At 60.3% G+C, this 13,100-nt stretch carries 7 protein-coding genes; 6 read left to right on the top strand and 1 reads right to left on the bottom strand.

What is annotated here, in order from left to right; translation table 11 throughout:
• Window positions 1-74: 74 nt before the first annotated feature.
• Window positions 75-638, top strand: a complete 564-nt coding sequence (locus tag ACLBXN_RS17490) for an acyloxyacyl hydrolase (protein ID WP_447612970.1) — start codon at window positions 75-77, stop codon at window positions 636-638.
• Between the two features lie 1,469 nt (window positions 639-2,107).
• Here ACLBXN_RS17490 and dinG read toward each other — a convergent pair.
• Window positions 2,108-4,279, bottom strand: a complete 2,172-nt coding sequence (dinG, locus tag ACLBXN_RS17495) for an ATP-dependent DNA helicase DinG (RefSeq protein ID WP_447612971.1) — start codon at window positions 4,277-4,279, stop codon at window positions 2,108-2,110.
• 1,024 nt (window positions 4,280-5,303) lie between these two features.
• Between dinG and ACLBXN_RS17500 the strand changes: the two genes are divergently transcribed.
• From ACLBXN_RS17500 to ACLBXN_RS17520, 5 genes are all read left to right on the top strand, one after another.
• On the top strand, window positions 5,304-6,467 hold the full coding sequence (locus tag ACLBXN_RS17500) for an efflux RND transporter periplasmic adaptor subunit (RefSeq protein WP_043003277.1): 1,164 nt from the start codon (window positions 5,304-5,306) through the stop codon (window positions 6,465-6,467).
• Window positions 6,468-6,486: 19 nt separating this feature from the next.
• Window positions 6,487-9,600, top strand: a complete 3,114-nt coding sequence (locus ACLBXN_RS17505) for an efflux RND transporter permease subunit (RefSeq protein ID WP_211458158.1) — start codon at window positions 6,487-6,489, stop codon at window positions 9,598-9,600.
• Complete coding sequence (locus ACLBXN_RS17510) at window positions 9,578-10,873, top strand: TolC family protein (protein WP_343676897.1); 1,296 nt, start codon at window positions 9,578-9,580, stop codon at window positions 10,871-10,873. The genes ACLBXN_RS17505 and ACLBXN_RS17510 overlap by 23 nt, the downstream gene beginning before the upstream one ends.
• A 122-nt stretch (window positions 10,874-10,995) precedes the next feature.
• Complete coding sequence (locus tag ACLBXN_RS17515; RefSeq protein WP_167007567.1) at window positions 10,996-11,700, top strand: response regulator transcription factor; 705 nt, start codon at window positions 10,996-10,998, stop codon at window positions 11,698-11,700.
• The gene (locus ACLBXN_RS17520; RefSeq protein ID WP_447612972.1) at window positions 11,700-13,097 is read left to right on the top strand and encodes a sensor histidine kinase; all 1,398 of its coding nucleotides are present in this window, start codon (window positions 11,700-11,702) and stop codon (window positions 13,095-13,097) included. The genes ACLBXN_RS17515 and ACLBXN_RS17520 overlap by 1 nt, the downstream gene beginning before the upstream one ends.
• Window positions 13,098-13,100 lie beyond the last annotated feature (3 nt).

Genomic DNA, 13,100 nt, shown 5'->3' on the forward strand with positions numbered 1-13,100 from the left:
GAGGGAGCGAAATCAAGGCATTGTCATAGCATCGATATCGCGACCAGATTCCAAGCATTTAGATGGCAATTGACATGAAAAAACTGCAATTAGCAACAAATCTTGTAGTCCCTGCGCTGATCAGCCTGGCAAGTCCCATGCTTCATGCACAGCCTGTGCAATCCTCGACCAGCGCCCTCTATCTGCAATACGGCTCGGCAGAGCACGGCACCGACAGCTGGGCGGGCGGCATCATGCTCCCCTGGAACTGGAGCTACGCCCTGGGCCCGGGGCGGATGACGGGTTACTGGGATCTCTCGGTCGGCCGCTGGTCCTCCGACTACCACGGCGGCAATCGCTCGACCTGGGTTCTGGGAGCACAACCCACATTGCGCTGGCGCCCCGCACAAGGCCTGTCGCCCTGGTTCCTGCAAGCCGGACTGGGCCTGAGCTATGCCACCAACCACCGCTACATCAGCGACCACAAAGAATTTTCGACCCGCTACAACTTTGCCAGCCATATCGGCATCGGCTACCTGTTTGGCGAGCAACTGAAAAACGAAATCAGTCTGCGCTTCGAGCACCACTCCAACGCAGGCATCAAACGCCCCAACCCGGGAGAGAACTTTCTTCAGCTGCGATACGCACGCCACTTCTGAATTTTTGAGCCCGCGATATCGGGACCGACCAGGCCGCCCAACGGGCGGCTTTTTTCATGGTTTGCAGCGACCACTCAGGCTGTGAATAAACATGGTGATAAAACGCGATGAATTTTTCTGTTTTCCACAGCCATGAAAGCTTCTGGAAAGTTGTTCCCAAATCCAGGACATCGGCAGCCCATGTCGGGGCACAGACTTTGTCAAAGTTCAAGTTGTTGATTTTAAAAGAAATTAATTACTTATCAACAATTAAGTGGACTACTTACTATTACTACTAAGTAAAAAGATAAGACTAGAAATAACAACTTTGGTCGAAGTTTACACAGCAATCCGGGATGGTCTGGATAAAAAAAATGTCGATCAGATCAGCGGGCAAGCAGTTCTTGCGACATCACACCCTCGGAATGCAATGTGCCCAATCATGTTTTTCTCAGTTATTCACTATGAAAAACATAGCTAAAAACTCTTATATATCAATGGATACAGGCAATTTATAAAGAATTAATGCGCAAATGAATTTCTGTGGATAAGCCAATATCAACTTTCATGTTTTCCACAAAAATGCGTAGGAAGGCAAAGTTGTTCATGGATCGAGGACAGCAGCAACCGTCATTTGTCTCCATGTTTGTCATCCTTGAAGATGCTTGATTTGCCTTGGTTTTTGGAAGTTATCAACAGAAGATGCAAAGTCTTACTACTACGACTATATTTTTATAAAGCTTCTAAAGAACAACTGAAGCAGAAGTCGCAGGCAAGATCCGGGAGCACACCAAATCGCGGCTGATCAGGTGCGCCAATCCCTTTGCTTCAGAGGGAAGTACAGAAAAAAACGGCTTTGGGAAGATTGACGCGCCAGATCTCGAAAAATTGGCGTAAGATGCGCCTCCTCAGTGACAGGAGGTGGGGATAAATTCCCATCGAAGAGTCTTTGAAGTGCCAGTTATCCACAGAATGTTATGAACAGCTGGGGGGAAACTCTTGAGGAATGCGGGCCAGCGATATCAGCCAGCATTGCGCTTTCTTCATTCAAAAAAATTCAATGATTCGTAGGTCATTGTTTTCAAAGAATTTTTCATTTCTGCATAGAAGCAGAACCCTGAGCGGATGCGCAAGCTCTGGGAAGTGCAACCATCCCTTGGTGGAACGGAAACCAGAAACGCCGGCAGTTGCCCACCAGTCACGGTGGTCATTGGTGCACAAGCCCGGCGGTGTTGCTTCGGGCAAGACCTTGCGGGTCAGCAGCCAGGCAAGGCTGGATGCTGCTCACAGTGCCAGGCAACTGTTAGAAAAATTACAAATGCGCGGAGTGCGCCGCGGCAGGTTTGAGAGGCGCGAAGAGGGCGCAGCAGCAGGGCAGAAAACCACCTTGCCGCGCGCTTGAGAACAGCGAAAAACGGTCTCTGGAATGGCGCGAAACAGCGCAACGCGGCCTTGAATCACCTGGGCAAGGCCCTGTTTCGCACCGGAACTCAAGACCCTCGGACCGGGCGCCGCTGCAGCGTGAAAGGCGGCAGGCCCTTGATGAGCAACTGGCCGTAGCTGGTGCCCGTCAGGCGGCGGTCATAGCAGTACACATGGGCCTGGTCTTCCTCGGTCCGGATGGCGCGGCCTACCCACTGGGCCAGGCGAATGGCCGTTGCCGGCACCACCAGTTCGTTGAAAGGGTTGCGGCCGCTGCTGCGCAGCCATTCGGCTCTGGCTTCGCCAACGGGGTCGTCGGGCGGCGCAAAAGGCAGCTTGGTGATGAACAGCGACTCGCAGAGGGCTCCCGGCAGGTCCAGTCCTTCGCCAAAGGACTGCATGCCGAAGATGATGGAGGGTTCGCCCATCGCCACGGCCTCGCGGTGTCGGGCCAGCAGGGTCTGGCGGGGCAGGGCGGTCTGCACCAGCACCTGGTTGCGCATGCTGGTGGACAGCGCGTCAACGGCCTGGCGCATCTGCTCGCGGGATGTGAACAGCACCAGTGCGCCGGCCTGGATGCGGCTCAGATCGTTCAACAGGGCCTCGACCATCTCCTCGGTAAAGCGGGCGGCTTCGCGCGGGTCTGAGGCCGTTTCACGGGCCACCAGCGTGCCCTGGCGCGCATAGTCGAAGGGACTTGGCACTTCCAGCGTGGTGACTGAGTCGTCATTGGCCAGCCCCGCTTCGCGCAGAAAGAAGTCGAAATGGCCGCAGCTGGTCAGCGTGGCGGATGTCAGCGCCGCACCACGCACCTGGGACCAGAGATGCTGGCGCAGGGTGGAGCCGGGCTGTATCGGGCTGGCATGGGCCTTGACCACGATGAACTCGCCGTCCATCTCCAGCGTGAACCATTTGGCATGGGGCACCATCTTGCCGTCGCCATCGCTCTCGTTGTTCTGCAGCAGCAATTGCGTGGTGTTGAAAATGGCTTCCAGCCTGGGCGCCAGGGCGCCGACCTGCGCATAGACGGTGGACAGGCGCTGGGCTTCCTCGGGTTGCTCCTTGATTTCGGCGCGCAGGGCCTTGGAGACGGCGCGCAGCGCATCCAGAAAGCCGTCGGCATGGTGCGCAATCTGTCCCAGAGGCTCCAGAAGCGCCTCTGGCAGCATTCCGCGGGGTGCCCGTACCCTGGCTGGCCCATAGCTGTCTTTCTGCGATTTGAGCGTCTCTCCGTAGTGCTCCATGACCAGTCGCGCCAGCTCCTGCATCTGCTGGCGCAGCTGACCCGCATGCTTGGGCACATCGGCCAGTTCCTCGACTTCAGCGACCTGGTTCACGCGCAGTGCACGGCTGGCCAGCTTGTCGATCCAGCCCAGGCGGCTCAGATCCATCTCGCCGGCAAACTGGTCCAGAGCCGTGGAGGGCAGATGGTGGGCTTCATCGAGCACCAGCAGACAGTTGTCCAGCTCGGGCAGCAGCTTGGAGCCCAGTGAGGAAAGCAGCAAATCATGATTGGCGACAATGACTTGCGCCGCCACCAGGTCCTTTCGGCGCTCGTAATAGACGCAGCTGCCGAAGGCCGGGCAGTGCTTTCCGGTGCATGAAGAGGACTCGGCTGCCACGGGGCTCCAGGCCTCGGCCTCAGGCGGGGTCTCCAGCGAGTCACGGTCACCGTTCCAGGCCTCGGTAGCCAGTGCATCGGCCATGGATTTGTAGAACTGCATGCGGGCCTGCAGCTCGTGCTGTGGGCGGCTGAACTTGGTCTGACCCTGCTCGTCGCCAAACAGGTCGTCCATTTCGTCCTGTGCTTCCCCCGTGCTTGCCAGACGCTCCAGCTTGAGTTTGCAGACAAAACGGCCACGCCCCTTGGCCAGGGCGAATTTGAAAGGCTGGTCCAGCTTTTGCGCCAGGGCCGGCAAATCCTTGTTCACCAGCTGTTCCTGCAAGGCCACCGTGGCCGTGGAGATCAGCACCCGCGTGCCGCGCGACAGCGCCATGCGGATGGCCGGAATGCTGTAGGCCAGCGATTTTCCGACCCCGGTGCCGGCCTGCACGACGGCGATGGCGCGACGTGGTTCCGGCTCGCCTTCATCGATTTTTCCGAGCTGCGCCTGGCTCAGCGTTTGCGCGATCTGGGCCGCCATTTTTCGCTGTCCTTCACGACTGCGAAATCCCGGCATGGCCCCGACCACGGCATCAAAGGAATTCAGGGCCTCTTCAGCCCACTTTTTTTCATGCATTTCAGCGTTTTTCGAGACGCAAAGACGCTGTGCTCTTGCGACTTATAAGTATTCGTACAGAGATATGTATTAAATAAGATTGAATTTCTTATGCAATACGGCATACAAATCAGTGAAGTCTGTATGTTCTACAGCTGTATCCGTGGGAGTCGGTGGATGGAACTTTTCCACTGCTTGTATATGACTTGTTCATTGTAGTTGTGGATTCCGCCGGGTGCAGTTACCAAGAAACTTATCCACAGAATGAGTTGAAGATTGGCCTGTACATATCCTGGAGACAACCATGTATCAATCCCTGTGGATATGGTTGTTAAATTTTTATGAATAAAAAGATTTTTCTAGATTCTGGCTTTGCTGCAATTTTGCGGAAACAGCATGGTTTTCAAGTGCTGTGGGTAAGGTTGTTCATGGCTTTCTTCGCTCTTACGGGTGGCGAAGCATCAAATTTATCCACAAGTCTGCTGAAGGCCATGGCGCGCAGCGGATGGCGGAAGATTACCCACGGCCAATGCTCGTCTCGCTGCTTTGTATGCAAGAGAGCCTGTTTCTGTTGAAATCTGGAAGCGGAGAAGGAAGAAGGCCAAATCTATCCACCGCGTGGATAACTTCAAAGCTCATCTTTTGATAGTAGATATCCATTGCACATCAATGGATTGATCGTGTTTTCCCTGAAATTCAGGGACAGGCCATGGTTCGCCCTTTGATTATGAAACAATGAAACTTTTGATACTCATGTATGAAAAAATACATGAAAAATGCCTGTTTTTTGAGCAAAGAGCGGAGGGTATGCGCGAGTTGCCTTAAAAATGGGCAATGCAGCCTGTCTGAAGGCTGATTTCCTGGTTTCAGACCATCAGCGGGGCAGGGCCTGCCTTGCGGCTCTGCTCAGGTCCGTGCTCGGGCTTACCAAACCGTAATGCGTGTGTCATCCACGCAGCGGGGTGCTCTTCCTAGCATGGCGTCATCACTGCAGGTGAAGTCGTGGACGCGCCCGTCACTTGCCGGACTTGGGAAAGAGTGAACGATGTACAAGAGCCTTGTGAGACAGCCGGGAGCGGCACATTTACCAAACTGGACATTGGCAAGACTGCCGGTGATGGCTGCGGCCATTGCCGTTGCGGGCCTGCTGCTCGGCTGTGATGCCTCCAGAGCCACCGAGGAGGCGCAGAAGCCGGTTGCGCAACTGCCCAAGGGCTTTATCCAGGTCAAGCCAGCCTCCTTGAAGATGCTGGAGATCGCGCCCGTAGCCAATCCGCAGGGGCTGCAGATGGCCTGGGCTCCAGCGCATGTGGCCTTCGTCGAGGATCGCGTGGCCTCCGTCTCGGTGCCGGTTTCGGCGCGCGTGCTGTCGGTCAATGCGCATGTGGGCGATATGGTCAAGGCCGGCGATCTGCTGGCGACCCTGGTCAGCCCCGATGCGCTGCGCACGCGCTATGACGTGGCTGCGGCCAAGACCGCACATGATGTGGCGGTGGTGGAAGCCCAGCGCCAGCAGACCATGGTGGACAAGGGCGTGGGTGTGGAAGTCGATCTGCGCGCCGCGCAGGCCAAGCTGCGCGAAACCTCGCAGGAGCTGGGCCGCGCACAGGGCACGGCTGCGCTGCTGGGCTCGGGCGGTGGCGATCGACTCGAGCTGCGCGCACCGCGTGCCGGCATCGTGGCCGAGCGCAAGGCCGTGGTGGGGACTGCCGCTGAACCGGGAGCCGCGCTGTTCATGATTGGCGATCCCCAGGCCATGAATGTGGTTGCAGAGGTGTTCGAGTCCGATCTGCCCGGCATTCGCCTGGGCAGTGCCGTGCAGGTCGAGGTGCCGCAGTTGCCCAAACCGATCAAGGGCACGGTGCGCCATCTTGGAGCCACGCTGGACAAGGAGTCGCGCCGCGCTGCCGTGGTGGTGGAGCTGAGCGAACAGAACCCGGTGCTGCGTCCCGGCATGCAGGCCAAGGTGGGCGTGCAGCTGTCGAATCAGCAGGAGATGCTGATTCCGGTCACCGCCGTGCTCATCAAGGATGAAAGCCACAGCGTGGTCTATGTGCAGCATGAGAACAACCAGTTCGAGGCGCGCGTGGTGACGCTGGGGCGCCCATCGCGAGGCATGGTGCCGGTGATCAGCGGCCTCAAGGTCGGTGAGAAGATTGTGGTGCGTGGTGGTCTGCTGCTCGACGGCGCGGCCAGTCAGCTGCTCTAGTCCGGCAGGAGCCTGAACCATGCTGAGTTCATTTATTTCATTTGTGGTGCATCGTCGGCTGCTGGCGGTGTGCGCCACGCTGGCGATTGCCGTCTACGGCGTCTACGCCTATCTGCAGACCGCTATCGAAGCCTATCCCGACGTGACCAATGTGCAGGTCGGGGTGATCACCCAGGCGCCGGGCCTGGCTCCCGAAGAGGTGGAGCGTCAGATCACCCAGCCACTGGAGCGTGAGCTCAACGGAACGCCGGGTCTGATATCGCTGCGATCGGAGAGCTATTTCGGTCTCTCCATGATCAATCTGGTCTTCAACGACGACGCGAAAAGCTTTACGGCGCGCGCCGAGGTGTCGCAGCGTCTGCCGCAGGCAGATCTGCCCAATGGCGTGACGCCTGAAATGGCGCCTGACTACACGCCGCTGGGCAAGATCTTCTACTACCGCCTGCAGAGCGACAGACACAATCTGGCGCAGCTGCGCACCGAGCAGGAATGGCATGTGGTGCGCGTGCTCAAGCAGGTGCAGGGCGTGGCCGACGTGGTGAGCATTGGCGGCTTCGTCAAGGAGTTCCACGTTGAAGTCGACCCCGAAAAGCTCTACAGCCTGGGCCTGTCGCTGGACGATGTGAGCGATGCGCTGTCCAAGTCCAACCGCAACGTGGGCGGCGGCCTGATGCGCCGTGGCGAGCAGTCTTTCATCATTCGCGGTATCGGCCTGCTGCGCAATCCGCAGGAGATTCAGGATGTAGTCGTTGCCATGCGTGGCAAGGCTCCCGTGACCATCGGCGACGTGGCGCGTGTCGCGCAGTCGCATACGCCGCGCCAGGGCTCGGTGGGCATGGACGACCAGAACGATGTGGTGCAGGGCATTGTGCTGCTCAAGCGGGGTGCCAACCCCTCCATCGTGCTCGATGACATTCATGCCAAGGTCGATGAGCTCAACAGCGGCGGCCTGCCCGAAGGCATGCACATGGTCACCAACTATGACCGCTCCGACCTGGTGGGCCACACGCTCAAGACCGTGCAGCACAACCTGCTGTTCGGTGCCACGCTGATCGTGGCCGTGCTGTGGCTGTTCCTGCGCAGCCTGCGTGGCTCGCTGATCGTGGCCACGGTGATTCCGCTGTCGCTGCTGGTGGCCTTCATCGGCCTGCACTGGCTGGGCATGCCTGCCAATCTGATCTCCATGGGCGCCATCGACTTCGGCATCATGGTGGACGGTGCCGTGGTGCTGGCCGAGAACATCATCCGCAATGCCCGGCTGCGAAAGCCGCAGACGGCCAACGACATGCGCCACATCATTGTGGATTCGGCCGTTGCCGTGGCCAAGCCCACGCTGTTCGCCATGGCCATCGTGATTGCGGCGCTGATTCCCGTGTTCTCGCTGCAGAGCATCGAGGGCCGCATCTTCCGCCCGCTGGCCATGACCTACAGCTTTGCCCTGCTGGGTGCGCTGGTGTTCGCCATGGGTCTGGTGCCGGCGCTGTGCGCCTTGCTGCTCAAGCCCAAGCATGTGATGGTGGAAGAGCCCAAGATCTTCGACCGCGCACACCACGGCTACCAGCACTGGATCGCCAAGGTGCTGGGCGCAGCCAAGCGCCGCACCGCGGTGATCGCCGTGTTCGTGAGCGTGCTGGTGGTGGCCGGGGTTTCGGCCAAATGGCTGGGCACCGAGTTCCTGCCGGAGCTCGATGAGGGCGATGCCTATGTGCTGGTGCAGATGCCGGCTTCCATCTCTTTGGAAAAAGGCCAGGAAGTGCTGCGCGATGTGCGTCTGCGCCTCAAGGTCTTCCCCGAGGTGATCACCGTCACCACGGAGCAGGGACGCCCCGAATCGGGTACCGACAACGAGACGCTGAATCTGGCCAAGGTGCTGGTGCGCCTCAAGCCCCATGGCGAATGGCGCAAGGGTCTGACCAAGCCCGCGCTGATCGAGGAAATGCGGGCGACGCTGGGCGAGATTCCCGGCGTGGCCTTCAACTTCGCGCAGCCTATTCGCGACAGCGTGGAAGAGTCCACCTCGGGCGCGCGCGGCCAGGTTGTGCTCAAGCTGTTCGGCCCTGATATTCCCACGCTGCGCAGCATTCTTCAGCAGACCAAATCGCTGGTGAAGGACATCGATGGCGTGGTCGATCTGGATCTGTACCGCGATGCCCCGGCACCCCAGGTGCATGTGCAGTTCGACCGTCAGGCCCTGGCGCGCCAGGGCATTGCCATGGAGGACGCGCAAAAGACCCTGGAAGTGGCCCTGGCCGGCAATGTGGCCACCACTTTGTGGGAAGGCGAATTCCCCGTGCCGGTGCGCGTGCGCCTGCCCTATGTGGACCGCATGGACGAAGAGCGCATTCGCAACATCGCCATACCGCTGCCCGATGGTGGCTCGGTGCCTTTGGGCTCGGTCGGTACGGTCAGCATGAAGGTCGGCAACTCCTCCATCTTCCGCGAAGGCAATGCGCGCTACATGGCGCTCAAGTTCAACGTGGAGGGCCGCGACATCGGCTCGGTGGTGAAGGACACGCTGGCCACCTTCAAGCAGAACGTGAAATTGCCTGAAGGCTACCAGGCCGTCTGGGGCGGTGAATGGGAGAACCAGCAACGTGCGGCTGCACGCCTGAAGGTGGTGGTGCCGCTGTCTCTGGTCATCGTCTATGCCCTGCTGTTCGGTGCGCTGGGCCAGGCCCGCAGCGCCGGCATCATCTTGCTGTGCGCGCCATTCGCCATGGTGGGCGGCATCGCAGCCTTGCATCTGGCACATATCGAGTTGTCCATCAGCGCGGCCATCGGCTTTATCGCCTTGCTGGGCCAGGTGGCCCTGGCGGGGTTGCTGGTGGTCTCTGCGGTCGAGGATTTGCGCCGTCAGGGCATGCCTTTGATGCAGGCCCTGATCGAAGGTGCGGCCGAGCGCATGCGCTCCATCATTCTGGTGGCGTTGCTGGCGCTGCTGGGCCTGCTCCCCATGGCACTGTCCACTGGCGTGGGTAGCGAAACCCAGCGCCCGTTTGCCTCGGTCATCGTCGGCGGCATGGTGGTGCTGCCATTGGTGGCACTGGTGCTGCTGCCCGTGCTGTATGCCTTGCTGGGCCCCAAGAACATGTTGACGCAGGAAGAACGTGATGAAAGCGCTCAAGATGAATAAATGGCACTCGCTGGCCATGGCTGCAGCACTGTGCTGCGGTGCTTTCAGCGGCCTTGCCCATGCTGCCGATGCGATGGACGCACCTGCGCAGAATAGTGCCGCAGCGGGCCGTATGGCGGCCCCTGTGCAGCCTGTGACCCTGCAGGAATATCTGCGCATCGTCGTGCAGAACCAGCCCAATCTGGCAGCCGATCGCATGCAGCTGGATCTGGCCAGGGCCGACAGCAAGACGGCGGCAACCATCTCCAATCCCGCCATGCATTACTCCAGCAAGCGCGGAGAAAAGGAATGGGGTGTGGAGCAGGCCATTCCGATCTTCGGCCAGCGCGGCATGCGCATCGAGAACGCCAGGCTGGGCGAGAAGGCCGCAGCGGCCAATGCCGATGTGGCGGTCGCCGTCACCATGAGCGATGCCGCCCATGCCTTCAACGAGCTGCTGGTGGCGCAGCAGCGCTATCAGGTGTGGCTGGCTGCACGCGACGAGCTGGAGAAGGCGGGCAACATCGTCAAGGGTCAGATCGAAGCCGGTACGCGCAGCCGCTATGACGGCGCGCGTTTGAACCTGCAACAGGCCCAGATGAGCATGCAGGTCAGCAAGGCCCAGGCCGCCTTGCGCGATGCCGCATCGCGCGTGGCCGCCATTGCGGCCCTGCCGCAATGGCAGGTACGTGTTGAGGGCAGTCTGCAGGCTACTGATATTCGCAAGGCACCCGGCTACGAGCAGCTGTGGAACCAGGCGCAGATCCAGTTGCCGAGCCTGCGTGCCGCGCAGGCCGAGCTGGACAGAGCACGCCAGAAGATCCAGCTCGAGCAGCGTGAGGCATTGCCCACGCCATCCTTTGGTCTGGCCCGCATCCGCAACAGCGTGGACGGCAGTTTCAACCAGGTGGGCGTGAGCGTGGAGATCCCGCTGTTCGACCGCCGCCAGGGCCCCATCGAGCGCGCCAAGGTCGAGGCCGACCAGGCCGAGCTGCGCCGCGATGCGGCCTTGCTGGCCGCACAGTCCGAACTGCAGCGCTCCTTGCAACAGCTGTCGCTGCGGCGCACTGCCGTGCGCGACTACGAGAAGGAAGGGCTGGCGCAGATTGCACCGCTGCACCAGATGGCTCAGGATGCCTACAAGCTGGGCAAGGGCACGATTCTTGAGCTGATCGATGCACTGGGCTCGATCACCGAGCACCGGCTGGAGCATCTGGAGCTGGTCAAGGACATGCTGGACGCCGAGTGGGAAGTGCGTCTGGCCAGCGGCGATCTGCCACAGGTGCAGCCTTGAGCGAGGCAGGGGAGATGGCACAAACCCCTGTTCCACCTCCTGATGCTTCCCTGCCGCCCGCTGCGAAGGAGGAGGCGACGGCTTATAGTGTCTGTCCACCAACGGCCAGAGACAGACTCCGCATGTACCGCTACCTCATCATCGAAGACGATGCGCTCAACGCGCGTTACATCGCTGAAGGGTTGCGCCAGCAAGGCGCGCATGTCAGCGTCTGCGGTGACGGTGTGCAAGGCATTGCGCAGGCCGTGGGCGAGAACTGGGATGTCATCATCCTCGACCGCATGCTGCCCAATGGCTTTGACGGGCTGCAGATCCTGCAGGCGTTGCGCTCCATGGGAAAGCAGACGCCGGTGCTGGTGCTCAGCGCCCTGTCTGCCACGGACGAGAGAGTGCGCGGGCTCAAGGCCGGCTGCGATGACTATCTGACCAAGCCCTTTGCCTTCTCCGAACTTTCGGCCAGGCTCGAAGCTCTGGTGCGCCGTGCCCAGATCCCGGCTCCCACGCGCGAGATGCAGGTGGCCGATCTGCGCGTCAACCTGATTTCGCGCAGCGCCGAGCGTGCCGGCCAGCCGCTGTCGCTGCAGCCGCGCGAATTCCGTCTGCTCGCGTTTCTCATGCAGCATGCGCACCAGATCGTCACGCGCACCATGCTGCTGGAGTCTGTCTGGGATTACCGCTTCGATCCGCAGACCAATGTGATCGACGTGCACATCAGCCGCTTGCGCAGCAAGGTGGACAAAGGTTTTGCCACGCCTTTGATCCACACCGTGCGCGGTGTGGGCTACAGCCTCTCGGATCAGCCGCAAGACCTCCCCGAGGTGGTCTGATGATGCGCTCCAGACCCTGGAGTTCGCTGGCCTTCAGGCTGGCTCTCAGCTATGGCGGTCTCATGGTCCTGACCATGGCCATTGTGCTGGCTGTCTTCTATGTCCAGACCGTGGGCGTGGTGCGGGTACGGCTCGACAAGCAGGCCGAAAACCATGTGCGCAGACTGACCGAGCACTCGGCCAAATACGGCCCGGGAGCGCTGGAAAACGAGATTCTGCAGACCATTCGTGACGGTGTGAACACCGACACGGAAATCGTCATTCTCATGAACCCGCAAGGCGAGACCATTGTCAGCAATGCCGAGGTCTATCCTCCGCGCAAGCTCAGCATCATGGGCGTGCGCGAGCTGACCGTGAAGCGCAACGGACGGCTGATGGTGGGCCGGGTGGCCGTCGTGGAAATGCCCAATGGCAATCTGCTGGCCGTAGGCAGCGACATGCAGCTGCAGCGCGATATGGAAGAGCTGTTCGGTCAGGCCAGTCTGCTGGCGGCCGTGGCGGCCTGCATCATGGCCGTGATAGGCGCCATGGTCTTCAGGCGCGTGGTGGACGAGCGCGCGGCCGCCATTCGCAGCACCATGTCGCGTGTGGCGGCTGGCGAACTGCGCCAGCGTATACCGGTCGATCAGCGAGAGGATGAATTCACGCTGCTCAACCGCGATATCAACACCATGCTCGACAGGCTCGAGCAGCTGATGGAAGGCATCCGCCACGTCTCCAACAGCATTGCGCACAATCTCAGAACGCCGCTGACGCGCATCCTGCTGCGCCTGCGCAACGCGCAGCAGGCCAGCCCCGAAATGCAGTCCGCCACATTGGCGCTGGTGGCCGAAGAAGTGGCCGAGCTGGGCGTGGTGTTCGAGAAGCTGCTGCAGATTGCCGAAGTGGAAAGCGGAGCCAGTCGCAAGAGCTTTGCATCGGTTGATCTGCAGGCTTTGCTGGTCGACGTGGTGGACTTTTACGAACCACTGGTGGAAGACGCTGGCGGCATTCTCAGGCTGGATGTGCAGGAGGGTGTGCAGGCCCTGGGCGATGGCGACCTGCTGGCCAGCGCTGTCTCCAACCTTGTCGACAATGCTATTAAATACGGAGCGTCATCTGACGACGTTCATGGGGCTGACGTACTGCTGCGCGCCGCGCCAGCGCAGGAGCACGGCAGCGACGGCGTCTGGGGTGTGGAGATCACCGTGCAGGACCAGGGGCCGGGTGCAGATCCTCAGACCCTGGAGAAAATGACCACCCGTTTCTACCGCGCGGAATCGGATCGCCCGGGCTACGGACTGGGTCTGGCCAGTGTGCTGGCCATTGTCCAGCTGCATGGCGGCAAGCTCAGTTTTCACAACGCCCATCCAGGCCTGGTGGCGCGCATCTGGCTGCCTGCCGTGGCCGATGTCTGAAGC

The sequence above is a fragment of the Comamonas sp. C24C genome, assembly GCF_053345995.1.